The 23,290-nt window shown below is 66.0% G+C and carries 13 protein-coding genes and 2 pseudogenes; 5 read left to right on the plus strand and 10 right to left on the minus strand.

Translation table 11 applies throughout. From position 1 onward, the window contains the following. The 5 genes from VK92_RS42070 to VK92_RS27325 form a co-directional block, all read right to left on the minus strand. The coding region (locus tag VK92_RS42070; protein WP_269434868.1) for an ESPR-type extended signal peptide-containing protein at nucleotides 1-5,643 on the minus strand (5,643 nt) is incomplete at its 3' end. Between the two features lie 1,247 nt (nucleotides 5,644-6,890). After that, complete coding sequence (locus VK92_RS27310) at nucleotides 6,891-7,793, minus strand: hypothetical protein (protein ID WP_048025471.1); 903 nt, start codon at nucleotides 7,791-7,793, stop codon at nucleotides 6,891-6,893. Between the two features lie 95 nt (nucleotides 7,794-7,888). Continuing rightward, nucleotides 7,889-8,107 (minus strand): hypothetical protein, encoded by a 219-nt coding sequence (locus VK92_RS27315; protein WP_021157097.1) that lies wholly within the window; start codon nucleotides 8,105-8,107, stop codon nucleotides 7,889-7,891. A gap of 236 nt (nucleotides 8,108-8,343) precedes the next feature. After that, nucleotides 8,344-8,994, minus strand: a complete 651-nt coding sequence (locus VK92_RS27320) for an NADPH-dependent FMN reductase (protein ID WP_027790596.1) — start codon at nucleotides 8,992-8,994, stop codon at nucleotides 8,344-8,346. A gap of 311 nt (nucleotides 8,995-9,305) precedes the next feature. After that, nucleotides 9,306-9,611: an NIPSNAP family protein gene (locus tag VK92_RS27325; RefSeq protein ID WP_021157098.1), complete on the minus strand. Its 306-nt coding sequence runs from the start codon at nucleotides 9,609-9,611 to the stop codon at nucleotides 9,306-9,308. A gap of 281 nt (nucleotides 9,612-9,892) precedes the next feature. On the opposite strand from VK92_RS27325, the gene VK92_RS27330 reads away from it, so the two are divergent. Beyond that, nucleotides 9,893-10,690 carry a GNAT family N-acetyltransferase gene (locus VK92_RS27330; RefSeq protein ID WP_048025472.1) on the plus strand — a complete coding sequence of 266 codons (798 nt, stop codon included), beginning with the start codon at nucleotides 9,893-9,895 and terminating at the stop codon, nucleotides 10,688-10,690. Between the two features lie 151 nt (nucleotides 10,691-10,841). Here VK92_RS27330 and VK92_RS40730 read toward each other — a convergent pair. From VK92_RS40730 to VK92_RS27340, 3 genes and pseudogenes are all read right to left on the minus strand, one after another. After that, nucleotides 10,842-10,976, minus strand: a pseudogene (locus VK92_RS40730) (transglycosylase SLT domain-containing protein); the annotation flags it as partial. Nucleotides 10,977-11,003: 27 nt separating this feature from the next. Next, entirely contained in the window at nucleotides 11,004-12,347 is a 1,344-nt protein-coding gene (locus tag VK92_RS27335) for a DUF3999 domain-containing protein (protein ID WP_048025473.1), read from the minus strand. Next, complete coding sequence (locus VK92_RS27340) at nucleotides 12,344-15,778, minus strand: DUF2339 domain-containing protein (RefSeq protein WP_048025474.1); 3,435 nt, start codon at nucleotides 15,776-15,778, stop codon at nucleotides 12,344-12,346. Before VK92_RS27340 ends, VK92_RS27335 begins: the two co-directional genes overlap by 4 nt. 291 nt (nucleotides 15,779-16,069) lie before the next feature. Here VK92_RS27340 and VK92_RS27350 point away from each other — a divergent pair. From VK92_RS27350 to VK92_RS27365, 4 genes and pseudogenes are all read left to right on the plus strand, one after another. Beyond that, nucleotides 16,070-17,554 (plus strand): annotated as a pseudogene (locus VK92_RS27350) (quaternary amine ABC transporter ATP-binding protein); the annotation flags it as partial. Beyond that, on the plus strand, nucleotides 17,547-18,443 hold the full coding sequence (choW, locus tag VK92_RS27355) for a choline ABC transporter permease subunit (protein WP_021163994.1): 897 nt from the start codon (nucleotides 17,547-17,549) through the stop codon (nucleotides 18,441-18,443). The pseudogene VK92_RS27350 and the gene choW, both read left to right, overlap by 8 nt. Nucleotides 18,444-18,550: 107 nt before the next feature. Continuing rightward, on the plus strand, nucleotides 18,551-19,549 hold the full coding sequence (locus VK92_RS27360; protein WP_042978246.1) for a GlxA family transcriptional regulator: 999 nt from the start codon (nucleotides 18,551-18,553) through the stop codon (nucleotides 19,547-19,549). Between the two features lie 104 nt (nucleotides 19,550-19,653). Further along, nucleotides 19,654-20,601 (plus strand): choline ABC transporter substrate-binding protein, encoded by a 948-nt coding sequence (locus tag VK92_RS27365; protein WP_021163993.1) that lies wholly within the window; start codon nucleotides 19,654-19,656, stop codon nucleotides 20,599-20,601. Nucleotides 20,602-20,718: 117 nt separating this feature from the next. On the opposite strand, the gene VK92_RS27370 is transcribed toward VK92_RS27365, so the two are convergent. Together VK92_RS27370 and VK92_RS27375 are read right to left on the minus strand one after the other, a co-directional pair. After that, nucleotides 20,719-22,137 (minus strand): tetratricopeptide repeat protein, encoded by a 1,419-nt coding sequence (locus VK92_RS27370; protein WP_048025476.1) that lies wholly within the window; start codon nucleotides 22,135-22,137, stop codon nucleotides 20,719-20,721. Between the two features lie 135 nt (nucleotides 22,138-22,272). Continuing rightward, on the minus strand, nucleotides 22,273-23,229 hold the full coding sequence (locus VK92_RS27375; RefSeq protein ID WP_048025498.1) for a hypothetical protein: 957 nt from the start codon (nucleotides 23,227-23,229) through the stop codon (nucleotides 22,273-22,275). Nucleotides 23,230-23,290: the final 61 nt, after the last annotated feature.

Here is a 23,290-nt window from a genome sequence, read left to right on the forward strand (position 1 = left end):
GATCGAGCTGTTGGCCGACGACAGGCCGGTCGAGGTCGAGGTCGACAGCGAGGTGATCGAGCTGTTGGCCGAGGACAGACCGGTCGAGGTCGAGGTCGACAACGAGGTGATCGAGCTGTTCGCCGAGGACAGACCGGTCGAGGTCGAGGTCGACAACGACGTGATCGAGCTGTTCGCCGAGGACAGACCGGTCGAGGTCGAGGTCGACAGCGACGTGATCGAGCTGTTCGCCGAGGACAGACCGGTCGAGGTCGAGGTCGACAACGAATCGATCGAGCTGTTAGCCGACGACAGGCCGGTCGACGTCGAAGTCGAGAGCGACGTGATCGAGCTGTTAGCCGACGACAAACCGGTCGACGTCGAAGTCGACAGCGAGGTGACCGAGCTGTTGGTCGACGAGAGGCCGGTCGACAGCGAGCCGATCGAGCTGGTGGCCGACGACAAGCCAGTCGAGGTCGAAGTCGACAGGGACGTGATCGAGCTGTTGGCCGACGAGAGACCGGTCGAGGTCGAGGTCGACAACGAATCGATCGAGCTGTTGGCCGACGAGAGGCCGGTCGACGTCGAGGTCGACAGCGACGTGATCGAGCTGTTGGCCGACGACAGGCCCGTCGAGGTTGAAGTCGACAGCGAATCGATCGAGCTGTTCGCCGAGGACAGACCCGTCGAGGTTGAAGTCGACAGCGAAGTGATCGAGCTGTTGGCCGACGAGAGACCCGTCGAGGTCGAGGTCGACAGCGAAGTGATCGAGCTGTTGGCCGACGAGAGGCCGGTCGACGTCGAGGTCGACAGGGACGTGATCGAGCTGTTCGCCGAGGACAGGCCCGTCGAGGTCGACGTCGACAGCGAATCGATCGAGCTGTTAGCCGAGGACAGACCCGTTGAGGTTGAAGTCGACAGCGAAGTGATCGAGCTGTTAGCCGACGAGAGGCCTGTCGAGGTCGAGGTCGACAGCGAGATGATCGAGCTGTTCGCCGACGAGAGACCCGTCGACGTCGAGGTCGACAGCGAATCGATCGAGCTGTTAGCCGACGACAGACCGGTCGACGTCGACGTCGACAGCGAGGTAATCGAGCTATTCGCCGACGACAGACCCGTCGAGGTCGAAGTCGACAGCGAATCGATCGAGCTGTTAGCCGACGACAGACCCGTCGAGGTCGAGGTCGACAGCGAAGTGATCGAGCTGTTGGCCGACGAGAGGCCTGTCGAGGTCGAGGTCGACAGCGAGGTGATCGAGCTGTTCGCCGAGGACAGACCGGTCGAGGTCGAAGTCGAGAGCGAAGTGATCGAGCTGTTGGCCGACGAGAGACCCGTCGAGGTCGAAGTCGACAGCGAGTCGATCGAGCTGTTCGCCGAGGACAGGCCCGTCGAGGTCGAAGTCGAGAGCGAAGTGATCGAGCTGTTAGCCGACGAGAGGCCCGTCGAGGTCGACGTCGACAGCGAATCGATCGAGCTGTTCGCCGAGGACAGGCCCGTCGAGGTCGAGGTCGACAGCGAAGTGATCGAGCTGTTGGCCGACGAGAGACCCGTCGAGGTCGAAGTCGACAACGAGTCGATCGAGCTATTCGCGGACGACAAGCCCGTCGAGGTCGAGGTCGACAGGGACGTGATCGAGCTGTTGGCCGAGGACAGACCCGTCGAGGTCGAAGTCGACAGGGACGTGATCGAGCTATTCGCCGAGGACAGGCCCGTCGAGGTCGACGTCGACAGCGAATCGATCGAGCTGTTAGCCGACGACAGACCCGTCGAGGTCGAGGTCGACAGCGAAGTGATCGAGCTATTGGCCGACGAGAGGCCGGTCGACGTGGAGGTCGACAGCGAGGTGATCGAGCTGTTCGCCGACGACAGACCGGTCGACGTCGAGGTCGACAACGAATCGATCGAGCTGTTGGCCGACGAGAGGCCGGTCGAGGTCGAGGTCGACAGCGAGGTGATCGAGCTGTTCGCCGAGGACAGGCCCGTCGAGGTCGACGTCGACAGCGAATCGATCGAGCTGTTAGCCGACGACAGACCCGTCGAGGTCGAGGTCGACAGGGAGGTGATCGAGCTATTGGCCGACGAGAGGCCGGTCGACGTGGAAGTCGACAGCGACGTGATCGAGCTATTGGCCGACGACAGGCCCGTCGAGGTGGAAGTCGACAGGGAATCGATCGAGCTGTTAGCCGAGGACAGACCCGTCGAGGTCGAGGTCGACAGCGAGGTGATCGAACTGTTGGCCGACGACAGGCCGGTCGAGGTCGAAGTCGACAACGACGTGATCGAGCTGTTAGCCGACGACAGCCCCGTCGAGGTCGAAGTCGACAGCGACGAAATGGCACTGGTCGCGGTACCGACCTGTTGGGCGACCGAATAAAGCTGGCTACCGTTGATCGCGTCGGTACTGGTCGACGTTACCTGGCCGGCGGCGACATTGGTGATTTGCCGCTCGTTGTTGGCGCTGCCGACGCTAACGGTGCCAACCGGCGTGGTGCCTGCGAATCCGCCGAACGTTACGCCGCCGACGGTTGCGCTGCTCGTGCCGACGGGCGCGGCGTCGGCCTTCGAGCCGGCGCCCAGCGCGACGGAATTGTTCGTGCTGGCGATGGCGCCGCTGCCGATGGCGACGGCGTCGGTGCCCGTCGCGGTGCTGTCGGCGCCGGTCGAGTTCGCGTGGAAGTACTTGATGCCCTGGCTGTTGATGCTGTCGATTGCCGAGCCGACGCTGTTGGCGGTCGACGTCGTGCCGTTCGAGTTGTACGTGGTGTACGACGGGGCCGAGACCTTGCCGGTTGTCGGGTCATACGTCGAGCCACCGCCAAGTGCCGAGGCCGTGCTGCTACCGAGGTTGTCTGTCTTCGTCGAGACCGTGCTCAAGCCGGTGGACAGCGAACCGATCGAGCTGGTGGCAGACGACAGGCCGGTCGACGTGGAGGTCGACAGCGAGATGACCGAGCTATTGGTCGACGAGAGGCCGGTCGAGAGCGAGCCGATCGAGCTGTTGGCCGACGAGAGGCCGGTCGACGTGGAGGACGACAGCGAAGTGACCGAGCTGTTCGTCGACGAGAGGCCGGTCGACAGCGAGCCGATCGAGCTGGTGGCTGACGACAGGCCAGTCGACGTGGAGGACGACAGCGAAGTGACCGAGCTGTTGGTCGACGAGAGGCCGGTCGAGAGCGAACCGATCGAGCTGGTGGCCGACGACAAGCCAGTCGAGGTCGAAGTCGACAGCGAGGTGATCGAGCTATTAGCCGACGACAGGCCAGTCGACGTGGAGGACGACAGCGACGTGACCGAGCTGTTCGTCGACGAGAGGCCGGTCGAGAGCGAACCGATCGAACTGGTGGCCGACGAGAGGCCAGTCGAGGTCGACGTCGACAGGGACGTGATCGAGCTATTAGCCGACGACAGGCCAGTCGACGTGGAGGACGACAACGACGTGACCGAGCTGTTGGTCGACGAGAGGCCGGTCGAGAGCGAGCCGATCGAGCTGGTGGCCGACGACAGGCCGGTCGACGTGGAGGACGACAGCGAAGTGACCGAGCTATTCGTCGACGAGAGGCCGGTCGAGAGCGAGCCGATCGAGCTGGTGGCCGACGACAAGCCGGTCGAGGTCGAAGTCGACAGCGAGGTGATCGAGCTATTGGCCGACGACAGGCCAGTCGACGTGGAGGACGACAGCGACGTGACCGAGCTGTTCGTCGACGAGAGACCGGTCGAGAGCGAACCGATCGAGCTGGTGACCGACGACAGACCGGTCGACGTAGAGGACGACAGCGAGGTGACCGAGCTATTGGTCGACGAGAGGCCGGTCGAGAGCGAACCGATCGAGCTGGTGGCCGACGACAGACCGGTCGAGGTCGAAGTCGACAGGGACGTGATCGAGCTATTCGCCGACGACAGGCCGGTCGACGTGGAGGACGACAGCGAAGTGACCGAGCTGTTCGTCGACGACAGACCCGTCGACGTGGAAGACGACAGCGAAGTGACCGAGCTGTTGGCCGACGAGAGGCCGGTCGACAGCGAGCCGATCGAGCTGGTGGCCGACGACAGACCCGTCGACGTGGAGGACGACAGCGAAGTGATCGAACTTTTCGTCGACGAGAGACCGGTCGACAGCGAGCCGATCGAGCTGGTGGCCGACGACAGACCCGTCGACGTGGAGGTCGACAGCGACGTGATCGAGCTATTCGCCGACGACAAGCCGGTCGAAGCCGACGTCGACAGGCTCGTGATGCTCGACGTCGTCGTGCTCGCGACCGAGTAGAGCTGGCTGCCGTTGATGGCGTCGGTGCTGGTTGCGCTGACGAGGCCAGCGGCAACGTTCTGGACGCGGCGTTCAAAGCCGGCCTGCCCGACGCTGACGACACCGCCAGCCGCTCCGGAGCCCGCGAAGTTGCCGAACGTTTGACCGCCGATCGTGGCACTGCTGACGGTCGTGGTGCCGCCGGACGTCGACGTCGACAGGCTGCTCGTCACGGCGTTGTAGCCGAGGGCGACCGAGTTCGCGACGCTTGCGGTCGAATTCGAACCGAGCGCCGTCCCGTAGGTACCCGACGCCACGGCTGCCGCACCGACAGCGACCGCACCGGCGGTGCCGCTGGCCGTCGAGCCGTTGCCGAGCGCCAGCGCATCGGTGCCGCTGGCAAGCGACTTTGCGGCGAAACTGCCGACGTTGCCGAGCGAGATCGCGCCGGTGCCCGTCGCGGTCGAGGAATTGCCGATGGCGATCGAGCCGTTCGTGCCCGTGGCGCTGGCCGAGCTGCCAAGCGCAACCGAGCTGTTGGTTGCGGTGGCTGTGTTGCCGATGGCGACCGAACCCGTGCCCGATGCGGAGTTGCCGTTGCCGATCCCGACGGCGCCGTCGCCGCTCACGCTCTGAGCGCGGCCGATTGCCACCGCGCCGCCGTTCGCGCTACCACTGTTGGCCGTCGTACCCGACGAACCGATTGCGACGTTCTGGCCGGTTGCGCCGGAAATGGTGCCATCGCCCTGTGCAATGCCGTATGCGCCGTTGGTCGTCGCACCGCGGCCGATCGCGATGCCGGACGTTGCGCTGGAGGTGACCGACGATTGGCCGCCGATCGAAATCGAATCCTGTGCGGCCGCCTGTGCGCCTGCGGTGGCGTTGCTGCCGATTGCGGTCGAGCCGACGCCGGATGCCTGCGTCTGGATGCCGTTGACCGCGCTGGTGCTGCCCAGGGCGGTTGCGTAGTTGGCGGTTGCTTTCGTGCCGCTGCCGACGGCGGTCGCGAAATTACCGGTTGCCGACGTACCTTGACCGAACGCAGATGCCGCAGTCGCGGTGGCCGAGGAGCCGGTACCGAATGCCGTTGCATTCGATGCGGTGGCGACCGTATTGGTCGGCGAGTTCGCGCCAATGGCGACCGCGCCGGCGGCGGAGGCGGTCGGGCTCTGGCCGGGAACGGTGAATCCGCTGGAGCCGGCGCCGATGGCAATCGAGGTTGCATTGGTCGCGTTCCCGCCCCCGGCGCTGTACTGCGCATGCGCAACGTTGCCGACGCCTGCCCCCGCGACGAGCACGGCGGCTGCGACGGCCTTCACGACAGCCGACTTGTTCGGCTTGCCCCGTGCCGAATCGTGTTCAGACGCAGCGACCCAGGCGCCGAGGGCTTCGTTCCAGATCGAGCGGTATGTGCGGTTCATGTCCTGCTACCTCCAAATGTGCACGCCACACACCGGTCTCTTTTGTTAGAGGAATGCTCCGTGCGCTCGCGCGAATCTCAAAATTGATGGGCGGAGTTTATTGGAGGAGGATTTTTTAGATTGCTAAAAAGTGATAAATGTCGTGTTTGAAAAGTTAAAGGATGGTTAATGGGCGGTGTTTTGATGCATCAATGAAGAATGAATTTGTAAGATGTAAGAATGAAAAATGTAGGATCGTAGCCTCTCGATGGGCATTACATATTTTCCATATAAATCAATGAGTTATTTGTGTTTTGTACGGTGGATTACAGATGTGATTGGGGCGAAAGAAAGGAAATTGAAATAGCAAACGTTTGCGAGCGAAGCCTTCCTTTCTTGTTTGTAATGTGAAGGGGCACGTTGCGGGATAATGAGATATCCATCTCGTTAATTTGTTAATTCGTGATTTGCTTGCCGATTTCTGATTGATTTATTGGATTGTCTGTAAATCAATTTAATTCAAAATGAAGAATGCCTGGCTGTGCTGATATGCGCATTTCGTTCGCTGCGATGGCCCGTGTGACGGGCGTTCCGGGCGGGATGGCTCGTCGAATTTGTAAAAAAGTGCTACAGGGCGATGGACCGGCCGGTCGTCATTCGTATTTCGAATTTGTCCTATTGACTATTTCGTTGATGTTGACATTCGTGTGGGGTTTGGCGACGAGGCGAACCCGTCCGGGAGGCATTACCCGCTCCCGTTTTGCGCGTGCTGGCGGCCGGGTGTTAAAGCCGCTGGCGGACGCCCGCTGAATTGTTAAATCCTGGGTGTGACAATTTGTCCGCACGCCCCGAAGCGCCGAAGAAAAAAGGGCGTGAGTGAATGTGTCGGGTGCGCCACATCTGGCAGGTGGATGCAGGCCGGTGAGGTTTCACACCGCATGCGATGTGGCGATGTGGCGACGTCGAGCGGGCGGTGGGCCGGGTAGCCCGACCGATGCCGCTCGCCATGCAAAGCGTGACGAACGCGCATCGAGGTATTAACGGGACGCGGGGCGTGGAGTACAGAGCAGAACGGATGCGTCGACCACGACGTATCGTTGCGCATTGCGCTGCTGCGCGCCCGGATGCGGACGATGCGATTGCCACCTGTCGGCTCCGGCCGGCATTCAGCCGGCCCGGACGTGATGATGGCCGAGGCCCGGTTGCCAGGATGCTCGACCGGGCAACCGGGCAACCGGGCAACCGGGCCCTTGCCCGGAGCGGTTGCCTTACTTCTTGAGAAACCGCAGCGCGAGCCGTGCCATACGCGGCACGAACAACGGACGCAGCAGGCGCTTGTCGTAACCGGCCATCCGCCGATCGTTCTCGGTGAGACACAGTTCGATCAGCTCGCGTGGCTTGAGCGCTTCGCCGATGTCGGCGGTGTTCGTCGCCGGGAAGTTCGCGTCGCGCGCGACGCCGTCGGCGTCGATCCCGCGCGCGATGCCGATGCGCTCGCGGATCAAATGCACCCACACGGCCGCGACCCGCGCGAAGAACCAGGGCCGGCGCCACCACGTCAAGCTGCGCCAGTACCACGCGTACCAGTTCACGAAGAACAGGATGTGGCGGCCTTCTTCCTGGATCACGGGCTCGAACGTGTCGACGAGTTCGGGCGGGAAATAACCGGAGCGCTGCGCGGAACGGAACAGGCCGAACGCGAAGAAGCTGTCGATGCATTCGCTGAAGCCCGTGACCATCCACGACCACTCGGGATCCTTCGGCGCCGGGTAGGGGGGCTCGGGGGCGAGCCGGATGCCGTATGCCTCGACGAGCTTCGACAGCACGACCTTGTGGCGCGCTTCCTCGCCGCCGTCCATCTCGAGCGCGCGGCGCAGCAGCGGATTGCCGACCGTCGCCGCATAGGTTGCGACGCGGATCGATGCACGACCTTCGGTTTGCACCGCGATGTCCCAGATCGGCAGCGACGTGAGCCGCTTGAGCTCGGCGGGCTTGAGCGCCGGCCAGTCGATGACCGCCGGCTTGTACGGGTTGTGTGTGTCGAGCAGCATGCGGCAGAACATCTGCATGTGCGCATCGGAACCGATCCGGACCGGACCTTGCCTCTCGAAGGTCCAGTTGCGCATTGCGTGATCTGCGGCTGCGTGCTGTTCCTGCAGCGTGTCACTCATGGCTATTGTTGTGCGATTACGGATCGAAAGATTCTTGCATAGCTTCCGTAATCGCGTATTTTCGAGCGGCCATGCGCACGCCGGCCAGGCGTGCGTCACGCGTGCGTGTCGACCCAGAGGCGGCCCCAGCGGGACGCGTAGGCAAGCGCGTGTTCTTCCTCGAAGAAGAAATCGATCGCGTCGAACGACACGGAGCGCGGCGACGGGCCGCTGCTTGCCTTCGCGATCGTCAGGTTGGCGGCGAACAGCCCGTTCGGCAACCGGGCGGCAGCGGGGGCGACTTCGTAGCCCTTGTAGCGGATCGTACGGTTCATGGCGTGCGCGGAGAGAGTTCGGATGTTCAGCGTACGAAAACCCGCCGGCCGCGTGAACCAATCTTTCGGCCAATGCAAATCACGCGGCGGGCCGAATCGTTATCGGCGCGGGGTACGGGGAAAGGGCGACCGGGGAGCAGCGTCGGCGTGCACGGCGCGTGGCCGTTCGTCCGAATGTGCACCGTCCGCGCCGACGAACGGGGTCGTCCGGGCGCGGGCGGTGGAAGGCGGGGAAATTACTGGTTGGCGATCTTCAGCACAGGCGCGAGCGCATCGACCGATGCCGCATGCGAGGCCGCGCGATGCGACGCGAACGCAAGCGCGAACTCGGCCGCTTGCGTGCCGACCGTCTCGAGCTGGGCGACGACCTTTGGATCCGAGCAGCTGTCGGCGCTGTCGAAGCGCGTTTCGAGCGTGTTCACGGTCGCGCCGAACGGCGTCGGCCAGCCGCGCAGTGCATGCACGATCGAACGCAGCGACGTCAGCACGGTGCCTGCCGCCTGCCAGCCGTACGCGGTGACGATCAGGCCGACCGCGCGTCCGTCGAGATAGGGCCGATCGTCCGCACGCAGTTCCTCGAGCGTATCGAGCGCGTTCTTCACGAGGCCGGAGACGCCGCCGTGATAGCCGGGCGTCGCGATGATGATCGCGTCGGCCTGGCGCACGGCGTCGATCAGTTCGCGCTGCGCGTCGGTCAGCGTTTTGTGTTCGGGGGCGTAGTGCGGCAGCGTATGCAGGAACGGGCCGTCGAACAGGCGCGTGCGTGCGCCGGCTGCCTGCGCGCCGCGCAACGCGAACGACAGCGCGCGTTCGGTCGACGACGCTGCGCGGGTGGTACCGCCAATGCCGACGACGAACGGGCGGCGGTGTTGATCGAATGCAGTCAAGGGGCGCTCCTTGGGGATGGCTTGCCCGGCTAAGCACAGGCTTAAAAACCAGATGGTAACGACCCCGCCGCCACTCTGAAAACGACTTTTCGTTCTATCGATATGCCGGGAGGCACGGGCAATCGTGTGCGCGGCCGCACGGATCGATAGCAGAAATGCTTGGTTGGGCTGGCCGGCCGCGGTCGATAAGATGGGCCCGTCTCCTCCATGATGTCTCTACTGACATGGGTTGGCCCCGCCGCGCGGATGCAGGCGGGGCTTTTTTTCGTCCCGGTCAGGAAAAGGGGCGCGATGCGCCGGGCCGTGGCCCGTTATTCGAACACCGGCCGGAAGAAGCTGCGCTCGTAGCTGACGATGCAGCGCGTTTCCTCGGCATAGCGGAACGCGGCCTGGCAGGCCGGATCGTCCATCGAGCGTTCGCGGTAGCGCTCGTATTCGGCGAGGCTCGGGAACGAGAACATCGCGAGCGCAATGTTGTTTGCCCCTTCGGACGGCAGGAAGTAACCGTGATGCGTGCCGCCGAACTGCTCGACGAGCGGAATCCACATCTTGCCGTAGGTTTCGAACTGGTCGAGCTTGTACGGATCGATGACGTAGCGAAGGAAGCAGGTGATCATGGGCGCGCCGGGAGCGAAGAGAATCCGGCGAGTGTGGATGGCGCTGCAGCATGTGTCAACGGCGCGCGCCGGCGATCGACGCTGTCGCGCTCGATGCATTGCTTGCGTGCGCAACGATCGGTGTGCCGTCATGCGTTCGCAATGACGCACGCGACGCCGCGGCGTGCACCGTCGCAACCGTTTCTTCCGCACGCACGTCCCCAAACTTTTACGACATTTTTTCTTGCGGGGGCCATCGGCGCGCTCATAGACTTCGGGCATCCCAACCACGGAGCATGGCAATGTCGATACCCTGGAACGCGATCGCCGAACACACGCCTGCCGCGCCGCCTTCCGCGTGCGCCGACCGGGTGATCGTGCGGCGTTTCGATCCGGCCTTCGACAGCTATGCCCACCTCACGCCGATGCTGCATCGCGCGTTCGCGCGGCTCGGCGCGATGGGGCTCAACTGTACCTGTGTCGACCAGGACGAGGCCGTCACGCGCCGTCGCGCGGAAGCGGGCGAGTGCTACGTCGCCGTGTGCGGCGGGCGCGTGATCGGCACGGCCACGCTGTATGCGACCGATCCGTCGTCGGCCTGCCCGCTGTACCGGCGCGAAGGCGTCGCGAGCGTACGGCAGGTGGCGGTGGACCCCGATTGCCAGAGCCGCGGGATCGGCGCGTTGCTGCTGTCGTTCGCCGAGCGGTGGGCCGCGTTGCGCGGCTACACGCTGCTCGCGCTCGATACGCCGCATCCCGCTTCGCACCTGCTCGCGTTCTACGGCTCGCAGGGTTTCGACGTCGTCGACGTGATGCGCTTCGACGGCAAGCGTTACAACAGCGCGATCCTCTGCAAGCGGCCCGTCGCGCATGTCGCGCGCCGGGTGTTGTCGGCGTCGCCGGCGTCGCGCATGGCCGCGCGCATGGCGGCCGTGCGGCGTGTTGCTCATGCGTTGCCGTCGCGCGTGGCCGCGCTGGTTCGGCGCGATCGGTACGTGCGGCGTGGCGCTGGCTGCGCGGCGCGACGTGCGGCCGGTGCCGCGAGTTGCCGCTCGTCGCCGTGGCGCCCGCGTCAGCACGGGCGCTACACCTTCGGCTGAACGCCGGGCTCCAGTTCCTGCTCCTGTTTTGCCGCGTAAACGCCGAATGAGCGGAGTGTGGCGCTCCCGCTCGTGTACGGCCCTCGAGACACCCCCGCCGCGCCGCGGCGAAACGGACGTTTACGCGCTTTTTATGCCCTGGCGCGGCCTTTCATAAGATGGCCGCGGCGATCCGCACGTTGGTGGCCGGATCGGACAGGTTCTTCACCTGCGCGACGAGATCGCGTTCGGCGGCGGGCCGCACCTGCATCAACCCGCGTGCGCCGGCCACACTGATTGCGTGGCGATCGAAGCCCGACGCGGCCGCACCGCATCACTCGTCGCGGCCGCTCGATTCGCCGCCGCCTTTCGCGAGGCGCCACGCGATCGTGCCGAGCACGCCGACCGCGACGACCAGCGCGCCCCACAGCACGTAGCGGCGCGGGGCATCCGTGTCGGCGGCCGGCGCCGGCGTGACCGCCGATACCGGCAACGCCGCGCCGACGCGCGCGGGCCGCACTTCGGGCGCCATGCCGACCAGCAGCGCGTCGCGGCCGACGGCCGACGACACGAGCGACGCATCGCCGACGCCGAGCGTAAACGGCGGTGCGCCGCGCGCCACGAAAGTCAGCGCGGCCGGATGCCAGCCGATCACGACGGCCGGCTGGCCGCTGCCGAATCCGCCGTTGCGCATGTCGACGACGATTCGCCACGTGCGATCCGTATTCGCCGCGAACTCGAGCGGCGGATTGCGCTGCTCGCCGGCCTTGCCCTGCAGCCGGAACAGCACGGCGCCCGCGACGTCGCGCCACGGCGCCTGCGCGTCGGCGCGGCTCTGCAGCGTCGCACGCGCGACGGTATTCGGTTGCGGCAGGTCGATGCGCACGCGGTCGACCGGATACGCGCCGTCGGTGTCGAACAGGTACTCGCCAGGCGTGCCGCCGGCCCGCACGCGCACGGCGTTGCGCCATTGGCGCGGCAAGGACGCGGTGTCGGTTCCGCGCGCATCGCGCGGGTGCGTCTCGACGTCGATCGACGCGATCGCGGGCGCGCCGTCGAGCCAGTCGAGCCGCAGGTAGCGCGGTGCCGCGCCTTCGAGTGCGATGCGTTCCTGCACGAGCATGTCGTCGCCGCGGCCGACTTTCAGCAACTGCGTGCTGCCGAGCGAGCGCCAGCTGCGCAGGTCGTCGCTGGCTTCGACGGCGACACGCCCCTGGTAGCTGTCGTCGCCCACGTGTACGAGCAGCGCGTCGATGTCGCCGTCCGCATGCGACAGGTCGACGAGATCCGCGCCGTGCTTTGCGCGCGCCGGTGCGGCGACGCCCGCGCGCAGCGCGCCGTCCGGGCCGACCGTCACGCCGAGCGGCGCGCTGCCGTTGTCGGCGCGGGCGGGCGGCAGCGGGAACCAGTGCACCGGCGTGCGCGTCGGCGGTACGGCGGGCGCGGCAGCCGCGGGCGCGTCGAGCGAATACGGCACCGGCTCGCCCGCGCCGTTGAAGATGCGCACGTCGCCGAGATCGTCGCGCCGGCTCGCCGCATAAACAGGCTGCGGCACGGTGAGCTGGTAATACGCGGCAGTGCCGTCGAGGTCGAGCGAGAAGCGCTGCGCGGGCGGGCCGTCGGCCGCCGCGAACGACGCGAGCAGGCTCAGGCCGAGCAGCGCGGCGAGTCGTTTCATTGCAGGCCGTCCTGTTGCGCGGCGGCCTTCGGCGGCAGCGGCGAGAAATAGCCGATCAACAGCAGCAGCACGCCGATGCCGATGAACGACACGATCCGCTCGATGCCGGTCACGTGCGACAGGTCGAACAGGAACAGCTTGACGACCGTGAGCGCGAGCAATGCGGCGCCGACGAACCACAGCGGTCGCAGCCCGCGGCGCGTGGCCCAGATCGTGATCGCGAGCGCACAGAGCGTCCAGTACACGGACACCGACGCCTGCACGAGCGTCGATTCCGCCATCGCGCCGAGTTCGTACGGCACGCCGGCCCAGTGATGCAGCGTGCGCAGCAGGATCGCGTTCAGCCACAGGAACGCGGTCGCCCCGGCCGCGCTCAGCAGCTCGACGCGATGGTTGCCGAACGACCAGCCGAGCTTGCGTGCGCGCACGAACCACGACGCGGCGAGCGCATAGACGACCGCAAGCACGAGGTCGAGCGGGTTGAAGAGCGGCACGCGCGCCCAGCTGCCGCCGTCCTGCGTGAAGTTCGCGTAGAAGGTCCACACCCACATCACGACGATGAGCGGCAGCGACGCGAGCGCGCACACGCGGGCGATGCCGTCGCGGCGCGTCAGCCACATCCCGGCGAACGCGAACAGGCTCCAGCCGACCATGAACACCTGCTGGATGCCGAACGACGACAGCACCGTGTCGATGTCGTAGGTCATGTGGAAGCGGTGATGCAACGTGCGCAGCATCAGCGCGTTGAACCACAGGAACACGGTGGCGATCGCGGCGTAGTCGACGATGCGCGGATGCCATGCGATGCCGAGCGCGCGCAGGCGGCGCAGCCACACGGTGAACGCGACGAACACCAGGCACTGCGCGATGTCGAGCGGGTTGAGCAGCGGGAGCCAGAAGAGCGGCGCCGCGTTGCCGTCGCTGATCACGCTGGCGATGCTCCACAGCCACAGCAGCGCGGCGAGCGGTGCCGCGCCCCACACCTGGTAAGCACGCGGGAACGCCGCGACGGGCCAGCGCAGACGCGAGCCGGGGCCCGACACCAGCAGGAGCAGCACACCGAAACCGTAGGCCCATGCGCTCCAGCTCCATGCGCCTTCGGGCACGAACGTGCGCAGGCGCCAGAACCCTTCGAGCGACAGCAGTCCGCACAGGGTCCAGAACGTCAGCGTGTGCAGCGGCGCGATGATGCCTGCGGCGACGGCTTGCACGAGGCCGGGCGCGGTGCCGGGCGTCGTGCCATTTGCGGGATCTGCGCTTGCCGTGCCGCGCGCCTGGCGCCACAGCAGTGCGAGGCCGGCGCCGACGGCGACAGGCCACGCGAACGTACCCATCCCCGACAGCGGTGCTTCATGCGCATCGAACGCACGCAGCGCGAGCAGTGCCAGCACGGGCGTCAACGCGAGCGCGGGCCATTCGGCGAGCGGCCACGCCAGCCGGCGGCGCGCGACATGCGCAAGCCACGCGGTGCCGGCCGCGAACAGCGCGGTCGAATCGACGACGAAGCGGTCGGCATGCAGGTCGACGTGACGGCTCGCGTAGACGAGGATCTCGTGCAGCCCGCCGCTGACCCACCACAGCAGTCCCCACGCGGCTGCCGCGGCGCCGATCTCGGGCATCCATGCATGCCACGCGCGCGCTTCCGCGCGCCCGTGCAGCCACCAGCCGGTGAACAGGCCGGCGAGCGCGATCAGCAGCATCGCGATGTATGGGCTGTTGAGCACGGGCAGCGCGGTGGCGTCGGCCGGCCCGAGCAGGCTCGTGAAGAACGCGCCGGCCGCGGCGAGCTGCATCAGCAGCCCGAAGCCGAACCGCAGCATGCGCTTTTCGCGCACGCCGAGCCAGACGACGGCCGCGCCTTCGATCGCCCACGCGGCGCTGGTCGTCGGGCCGGAGAACGCGAGCGGCACGGCCAGCGTCGCGAAGATCACCGCGAGCGCGAGCGTGGATTCGAACAGCAGCGCGAGGCGGTCGCGGCGCCGCGCGAGCCATGCGGTGACGACGACGTAGAACGCCGACAGCGCGACGGCGCTCCATGCGAGTCCGAACGGCATGTCCTTCACGAGCGACGCCTGCAGCGCGGTCGCGACGATCGGCGTGCCGAACACGAGCGTGCCGTCGACGTAGTGCCGCAGCGCGAGCTCGCGCTTCACCGCATACAGCAATGCGATGCCGACATACATCAGGAAGAACAGGATCAGGAACGGCTCGGTGCTCGCGAACAGCGCGGGGCGATAGGCCGTCACGCCCCACGCGGAGCCGATCGTGAACGTGAACGCGAAGCCGAGCAGGTTCAGCGGGCGCCAGGCCTTGAACCACGCGATCGCGAAGATGCCCGCGTTCAGCAGTGCGTAGTAGCTGAACAGCGCGACGTGGTTGCCGTGCCCGGTCGACAGCAGCACCGGCGCGAGAAAGCCGCCCGCGGTGCCCATGAACGCGAGCGGCAGCGCGTTCTGCCGCACCGCGAGGAACGCGCTCAGCGCGCATACCGCGACCATCAGCGGAAACGCGGCGCCGACGGGCAGCAGCGCGTAAAGCTTGGTCGCGGCGAAGATCGTCAGGTACAGGATGCCGACGCCGCCGCCCTGCAGCACGAGCCCGTACGCCGCGCGGCGCGCACGCACGCGCCAGCCGGTCGCGAGCAGCGCGGCCGCGGCGAGCGCGGTGCCCGCGAGGCGGAATTCGATCGGCAGCATGTTGTTGTCGGCCGCGTACTTGAGCAGGAACGCGACCCCGAAGAACAGCACGACGATCCCGACGCGCACGACCGTGTTGCCGCCGAGCAGCCAGTCGCGCGCGGCGCGGAATGCACGCTCGACGATGTCGGGCTCGCGCGGTTTGGGCGGCGTGGGGGGAACCGACGGTGCGGGGGCCGCAGCGGCAGGTGTTTCAGTCGCGTGGAGCGCGGCCGGTACCGGCGCGGCGGTGCGAACCGGCGCCGGGGCTGGCGCAGGAGCCGGTGCCGATAGCGACGCCGGTGCGTCCGCGCGCGCGGCGGCCGGCTGGGCTGGCGGGCGCGGCGGCAGCGTGGCCGAAGGCGGGACGGGGGCGGATGAGATCGCGGACGGGGCAGCGGACACCGATGCGGTGCCTGCGGCCGTGTGCGACGTCGCCGCGGTCGAGATCGAGCCGGCCTTCGCGCCGGCCAGCTGGCCGCGCAGCGACGCGACTTCACGTGTCAGCGTCTCGACGGTGGCTTCGAGCCGCGCGACGCGATCGGCGAGCGGAACCGGCGGCTGGGCGGGCGGCGTCTGCATCGCGGACGTGTCGGGTGCCGCGCCTTTGCCCTTGCGCTTGCGCTGTTGCAGCGTGTGATCGAGACAGAACCCGATCGCGGCGCCGAGCACGGCGCCGTTGACGGCGGAGAAATCCCCGATCAATGCGGCAATCCCGCCCACGACGAAGCCGATTGCGGTAAAAGCCCAGTTCATCTCGCCTTGCTCCCTCTCTCGTATCGTTATCGGCCTGCGATCGGACGTATGCCGGTCGAGGCGGTGTCGGCATGGCCGGCAGGCGAACCGGCATGCACGGCTGAAGGCGGCCGCCGCATGGCGGCCTGCGGTGCAATCAGCCTGTTGGCGGGGAATGTATCACAGCGGCTGTCGGGGATTTTCCGGGTTGGCGCGGTATCGCGGCGTGCACCTGCAGGTGTCGTCGTGCGGCTTTTTGCACGGTCATGCTTTTTATCGGTGAATGCCGCGTGCGCATTTGTCAGGCCATATGGCCGCGGGATCGGACGTGGAATTGTCGTAAAGCGACGCGCGCCCGATGCGAATTCGCGCAAAAAGCGACGCGATATGCGCGACGCTGCTGCGCACAAGTCCGGCGCGCGATGCCCGCCGTTGCTGGCCGTGCGCGTATTGCACCGCCGCAATCGCGTGCCGCCGCGCGCCGCGGCCCGCCCGGCGGGGCTGGAGGCCGTGTCGTATTTGCGCAAGCGTTTGTCGTAATTCGTCGGCAGGTCGGGGTTTTTTCTGGCAACTATGTAGGCACGCTATGACATACGTGAGTCCCCGCTACACGAGGAGAAGGTTTCGATGGATGCCCCCAAGGTCGTGGTCGAAGGTCTGTGCAAGGTGTTTGGAAGTAACCCGCAGCAGGCGCTCGACATGCTTGCCGCCGGCGCGACGAAGGACGACGTGCTCAAGCGCACCGGCCAGGTCGTCGGCGTGCACAACGTCTCCTTCGATGTGCAGGAAGGCGAAATTTTCGTGCTGATGGGCCTGTCCGGCTCCGGCAAGTCCACGCTGATCCGCCTCGTGAACCGGCTGGTCGATCCGAGCGCCGGCAAGGTGATGATCGACGGGCTCGACGTCGCGTCGGCGCGCCGCTCGGCGCTGACCGCGCTGCGCCGCAAGGACATGAGCATGGTGTTCCAGTCGTTCGCGCTGATGCCGCATCGCTCCGTGGTGTCGAACGCCGCGTTCGGCCTGGAAGTCGCGGGCGTCGGCAAGAAGGAACGCGAGCGCCGCGCGATGGAAGTGCTCGAGCAGGTCGGCCTTGCGCCGTTCTCGCACAAGCTGCCGTCCGAGCTGTCGGGCGGCATGCAGCAGCGCGTGGGCCTCGCCCGTGCGCTGGCCGTGAACCCGTCGCTGATGATCATGGACGAGGCGTTCTCCGCGCTCGATCCGCTCAAGCGCCGCGAAATGCAGGATGTGCTGCTGCAACTGCAGAAGGAACAGCGCCGCACGATCATGTTCGTGTCGCACGATCTGGAAGAGGCGCTGCGCATCGGCAACCGCATCGCGATCATGGAAGGCGGCCGGCTCGTGCAGGTCGGCACGCCGCAGGACATCATCGCGAACCCGGCCGACGATTACGTGCGCGCATTCTTCGACGGCATCGACACCAGCCGCTACCTCACGGCCGGCGACCTGATGCAGACGGGCGCCGTGCCGATCGTGTCGAAGTGCGATGCCGCGAACGTCGCGGCCACGCTGAACGGCAGTGCCGACTATGCGTTCGTGCTTGACGCGCAACGCAAGATCCGCGGCTTCGTCACGCGCGATGCGATCGGTCAGGACACGCCGTCCGTGAGCCCGATCGAAAGCATCCGGCGCGATGCGTCGCTCGAACATGTCGTCGCGCGCGTGGTCGCGAGCCCGAATGCACTGCCTGTCGTCGACGACGACGGCTGCTACTGCGGCTCGGTCGATCGTGCGCTCATCCTGAAGGCCATCACGCGTTCGCGAGGCTCCCATGTCTGAAATGATTCCGCTCGGTACCTGGGTCGACCAGTCCGTTCACTACCTGCTCGACCATGACGCGAAGACGTTCGACGCGATCGGTCAAGCGATCGAGGGGCTCGCGGCCTTCGTCGAGCATGGCCTGCAGGCGATCCCGATGTGGCTGATGATGGCGATCTTCATCGGCGTCGGGCTGTGGCGGGTGGGCTGGCGCTTCGCGCTGTTCACCACCGCGTCGCTGTTGCTGATCTTCGCGACCGGCTTCTGGGACCAGACCGTCATCACGCTCGGCCTCACGCTGTCGTCGACGATCATCAGCCTCGTGCTCGGCATCCCGCTCGGCATCTGGGCCGCGAAGAGCAAGTGGGTCGCCGCGATCGTGCGCCCGATCCTCGACCTGATGCAGACGATGCCCGCGTTCGTCTACCTGATTCCGGCCGCGATGCTGTTCGGTCTCGGCCGCGTGCCGGGGATCCTGTCGACGGTGATCTTCGCGATGCCGCCGGCGGTGCGCCTGACGAGCCTCGGCATCCGCCACGTGAACCGCGAGATCGTCGAAGCCGGCCAGGCCTTCGGCTGCACGCCGTGGCAGCTGCTGTACAAGGTGCAGTTCCCGAATGCGCTGCCGTCGATCATGCAGGGCGTGAACCAGACGATCATGATGGCGCTGTCGATGGTGATCATCGCGTCGATGGTCGGCGCGGGCGGCCTCGGCAACGACGTGCTCGCCAGTATCCAGCGCCTCGACATCGGCCTCGGTTTCGAAAGCGGTCTGTCGGTCGTGCTGCTCGCGATCATTCTCGACCGCATCACCGAAAGCTTCGGCCGCGCGCCGGGCACCGTGAAGGCGCCGCTGTTCTCGGGCCTCAAGCAGCTGTTTCGTGTGAAGGCTTCACCCGCACAGGCCTGACCTCCGGCGGCCGGAAGCCCCGGCCGCTTACCTTGACGATAGAAAACGACTTCCGCGGCTTCGGCCGCGGGGGTGGCCCCCTGCAACCTTGTCGCCAGGAGACCGATGTGACGTCCGCCGTCGCTGTCGCGCCCGCCGCCTGCGTTTCACCGGTTTCGTCCCTCGCCCATTTCGGCTTCCTGACGCTGCCGAACTTCTCGATGATCGCGTTCTCGAGCGCTGTCGAAGTGCTTCGGATGGCGAACTACGTCGGGCGGGCCGATCACTACCAGTGGTCGATCTACTCGCTCGACGGCAGCCCGGTGCATGCCAGCAACGGCATCGCGGTACGGCCGACGCAGGCGCTCGACTACACGAAGCTGCCCGACGTGATGATCGTGTGCGGCGGCATCCGCATCCGCGACGTGGTCGACGAAGGAGCGCGCGATACGCTCGCGGCGCTTGCCGAACGCGGGCTGCCGCTCGGCGGCATCTGCACGGGCGCGTATGCGCTGATGTCGAGCGGGCTGCTCGACGGTTATCGCTGCACCGTGCACTGGGAGAACCTGTCGTCGCTGCATGCCGAGTTTCCGCAGGTCGGGTTCGCCGACGAACTGTTCGTCGTCGACCGCGACCGGCTGACCTGCACCGGCGGCACCGCGCCGCTCGACCTGATGCTGAACCTCGTCGGCATGCGGTTCGGCCAGCAGCTGGCCGCGCAGGTATCCGAGCAGTTCATCCTGGAGCGCATCCGCAGCTCGACCGATACGCAGCCGATTCCGGTCGATGCGCGCGTCGGCTTCTCGCGCGCGGAGCTGATCGAGGTCGTGCGGCTGATGGAGGCGAACATCGAGGAGCCGCTGTCGCTCGAGGAACTCGCGCGGCTCGTGCGGCTGTCGCAGCGGCACCTGCAGCGGATGTTCAAGGTGTATTTGAACGTGTCGCCGACCCACTATTACCTGACGCTGCGCCTGAAACGCGCGCGCGACCTGCTGCGCACGACCGATGCGTCGATCGCGCGCGTGACGACGGTCTGCGGGTTTCATTCGCCGTGCCATTTCAGCAAGGCCTATCGCGCGCAGTTCGGCCACGCGCCAAGTTACGAGCGCAGGCTGCCGGGGCGCTGACTGTCGAGAATCATCCAGTCCGCGACGTCGCCGGGATCGCGGCGCGCGGCTTCAATAAACGATCCCGCATTCAAGCAAACGACATCACTTTGAGGAGAAGCAAGATGAAGCGCCTATTGATCGCAGCGGTGTGCGGGATCGGGATAACCGCGCCGATGTCGGCCGTTTATGCGGCCGATCCGCCCGTGTGCAAGAACGTGCGCTTCGCGGATGTCGGCTGGTCCGACATCGCGGCAACCACGGGCCTCGCCACGACGATGCTGCAGGGGCTCGGCTACAACCCGACGAAGACGATCGCGTCGGTGCCGATCACGTTCGCGGGGATCAAGAGCAAGCAGATCGACGTGTTCCTCGGCTACTGGTCGCCGACGATGGACCCGATCATCCAGCCGTTCACGAAGGCCGGCACGATCAAGGTGCTCTCCACGCCCAACCTGACCGGCGCGAAATACACGCTCGCGGTGCCCGACTACGTCTATCAGGGCGGCCTGAAGTCGTTCGCGGACATCCAGAAATATGCGGACAAGCTGAACGGCAAGATCTACGGGATCGAGCCGGGCAACGACGGCAACCTGCTGATCAAGAAGATGATCGACGGCAACCAGTTCGGCCTCGGCAAGTTCAAGATGGTCGAGTCGAGCGAGGCCGGGATGCTGGTCGAGGTGAATCGCGCGATCCGCGACAAGCAGTGGATCGTGTTCCTCGGCTGGGAGCCGCATCCGATGAACGTGCAGATGAAGATCGACTACCTGAGCGGCGGCGACGACGTGTTCGGCCCGAACTACGGCGAAGCAAAGGTGCTGACGGCGACGCCGCCTGACTACGCGCAGCGCTGCCCGAACGTCGCGAAGTTCGTGTCGAACCTGCAGTTCACGACGACGATCGAGAACCACGTGATGGTGCCGATCATGAACAAGGTAGAGCCGAACAAGGCGGCCGCCGAGTGGCTGAAGGCGAACCCGCAGGCGCTCGACAAGTGGCTCGCGGGCGTGACGACGCTCGACGGCAAGCCGGGCCTGCCGGCGGTGAAGGCGTATCTCGGCGTGCATTGAGCGACGCGGCCGGGCGTTCGCCCGGCCCGCAAGCGGCTTGACGGATCGGCGCCCCCCGTCCCGGAAAGATTCCGGGAGCCGGGGGGCGCCGGCATGCCTGTCCGGCGTGAGCAGGCATCAGGCCACGACATGCATGAGCCACGCGTTGATGCGTCGAATCACGTCGCTCCAGTCGCCTTCGCGGGTTTGCCGCACGGCGGTCGCCTGCGCGATCCAGGGGCTCGCGGTACCCTCGACACCCCAGCGCCAGTCGCCGCAGACGTGGGTCGGTACGCAAGTCCGCATACCCATCATGGCCGCCAGGTTGGCGACGCCCGAATCGACCGCGACCACGGCGTCCAGTTGGGCCATGCATGCGGCCGTGTCGCCGAAGTCCCGAATCCCGGGCCGGTAGTGACCAACATTGCCGGCCGGCGTGCCCGCCAGCGCCGCGGCAGCGGGGTGATGCAGATTCACGAAATGCATGCTTTCCGCAATGGCCGGGTGTGCCACGATCGCGTCGATCGCATCGAGCGGCAGGCTGCGGCGGCTGGCCCAGCACCTGACGATGGCGCCTTTTTCTGGCCAATGTCGTTGGACGCAATCCCAGAACAGCCCGATCAGCTTCCTGCCCGGATGTTGCTCGCGCACTTGCGCGGCCCATTCGGCAGCGAGCCGCTGCTTGTGCGGCGGCGTCTTGATGTACGGCGCGAACCATCGTTCCGGCCGGCGTGTCCGCCGGGCTTTCAGCATCGGCAAATGAAGCAGCGTGGCATGCAGGTCCGGCGCGAACCTGTCGACGCGTGCTTGCAGTTCATCGGGCAACGGCGCATGAAACTGCCCCGGACTGGGGGCGGCGACGACCTCGCAACGCGGCAGCGACGCCTGCATGAGCGCGTGGCTCTGCGGATGGCAGGTGAGCATGACGCGCGCGCCTTCGTCCAGCCAGTCGGCCACGCAGGCCGAGAGGAGAAAGTTGTCGCCGAAGCCGTGTTCATGCGTGATCAGGACACGCTTGCCGCGCACATCCGATTCGCCGTCCCATGTCGGGAGGTCGACCGGGCGGTAATTGGCGGACAGGCGCGGAACGTCGTCACGCATTCGCCAATAGGCGAAGCCGCGCGGATCGCCCGCCTTGAGCATCGCTTCTCCCATCGCGAATCCGATCGATGCGCTCATCTCGGCAGGACCGGATGCCGCCATCCGGAAGGCTTCGTCGAGCAACGCGATGGCCTGCGCGAGATCGCCGGCCATCATCAGGCTCATGCCCAGTCGCAAGCGGTGGAGTTCGGGCCGGCTGTGCCGCGACGGATCGCGTTTCCAGGCTTCGGCGGCTTCGACGTAGCGGCCCAGCAGGTAGAGCGCATCGGCACGCCGTGTCATGGAGACGGCGTCGTGCGGGTCGAGCGCCAGCGCCAGGTCGGCCCAGGGGAGCATTTCCTCCTCTCGCCGGAGGGCAGTCAGCAGTTCGCAGATCCGGTGCAGGATCGCGAGATCACGTGAATCGCCCGCGTATTGCGTCTGCGCGGCACGCAGTTGCTGTTCGAGGTCGACCATGAATGCAGTTCCGGCGGGCGCGCTCACCGTGCGGGGCGGGCGCAACGGGATCCGGCGCGAGCAGGGGGCCGGCGGTGGACGTCACGATGCCGGCATCTCGCCGGCGCGTCGATGCCGGCCGTGTCGTCGCAGGGGCTACACACGGAATGAGCCGTCGAAGATGACGGTGTCGTCGAACAGGATCGTTCCGGACGAAAACACCAGATCCAGGTGATGGCTGCCGCGTTCACCGCCGCCGAGGCCAAGGTGCAACCCGGGATGGCGTTCTTCGAAACTTGCATTGCGTCCATGCAGCCTGACGTTCAGGTTCGTCCCGATCCCGAACTCCTCGACGATCCTGTTCCCCGCGCATTTGTCGAGATACAACCTGAAATCGTCCTCGAGCTGTCGATTTGCCGATTCGACGCTGACCACCTGGCTCCGCTCGATTCCGATCTTCAATATCGGGTCGATGACACCGTACTTGATGGCAAAGGGCACCGTGCTCAGGAAGGTGCCGCCGAACAACACGCTTCCGCTCAGGTCGAGTACGCGGGTCGCCACTTCGCCGGGCATCAGGTCGTAGTGGTTGCGGCCATCTAGGCTTTTCCATGTCTGATCCAGCGTTCCGTGCAGCGAACCGCCGAAGCCGTCGTGAAATTGCACACCTCGAGCGCGTTGTGCCGCCGCAATGATGCGTTCGTTGCGGGCGGCAATGTCGTCGATGCTCTCGGAAAAGGCCTCCTTGAAGAATTCGCCGTATTCCCGCAGCAATACCGACTTCTTCCAGTGCTCGGCCATTTTCGGCTTGAGGGGCGGGATGAATGACGGCCCATGCGGGTTGATGTCGGAACGGATGGACGAGTCGTACATGAAGATGAACATGTCACACCGGTCGATTTCCGTTATGACCCGTTCGTGATTTTCCGTATCAAGCTCGACGTAGGTGAACGAATATTCGAGTTTTTTCGGGCAATGCCGGATAATCGATTGCGCGGTATTTCTCTGGCTTTGATCCGAGCCGACCAGGATGTTGGCGCCGGCTGAATGTTTCTGCACCATGGCTGGATGTCCGCGGACACACGAAAAGAAATTTTCGACACTTTTTTCCATGATTATCTCCGGGGTAGCCAGCTTCTGGATCAAAAAATGGCGGGTCGTTGCGATCCGCCAT

The organism is Burkholderia sp. LK4 (assembly GCF_001043615.1).
Taxonomy (GTDB): Bacteria; Pseudomonadota; Gammaproteobacteria; order Burkholderiales; family Burkholderiaceae; genus Burkholderia; species Burkholderia cepacia.

Coding starts and splice junctions, on each gene's coding strand:
- VK92_RS27310 (WP_048025471.1), bottom strand. CDS start 7,793: ATGAGTGACACGCTGCAGGAACAGCACGCAGCCGCAGATCACGCAATG.
- VK92_RS27315 (WP_021157097.1), bottom strand. CDS start 8,107: ATGAACCGTACGATCCGCTACAAGGGCTACGAAGTCGCCCCCGCTGCC.
- VK92_RS27325 (WP_021157098.1), bottom strand. CDS start 9,611: ATGATCACCTGCTTCCTTCGCTACGTCATCGATCCGTACAAGCTCGAC.
- VK92_RS27330 (WP_048025472.1), top strand. CDS start 9,893: ATGTCGATACCCTGGAACGCGATCGCCGAACACACGCCTGCCGCGCCG.
- VK92_RS27335 (WP_048025473.1), bottom strand. CDS start 12,347: ATGAAACGACTCGCCGCGCTGCTCGGCCTGAGCCTGCTCGCGTCGTTC.
- VK92_RS27340 (WP_048025474.1), bottom strand. CDS start 15,778: ATGAACTGGGCTTTTACCGCAATCGGCTTCGTCGTGGGCGGGATTGCC.
- choW (WP_021163994.1), top strand. CDS start 17,547: ATGTCTGAAATGATTCCGCTCGGTACCTGGGTCGACCAGTCCGTTCAC.
- VK92_RS27365 (WP_021163993.1), top strand. CDS start 19,654: ATGAAGCGCCTATTGATCGCAGCGGTGTGCGGGATCGGGATAACCGCG.
- VK92_RS27370 (WP_048025476.1), bottom strand. CDS start 22,137: ATGGTCGACCTCGAACAGCAACTGCGTGCCGCGCAGACGCAATACGCG.
- VK92_RS27375 (WP_048025498.1), bottom strand. CDS start 23,229: ATGGAAAAAAGTGTCGAAAATTTCTTTTCGTGTGTCCGCGGACATCCA.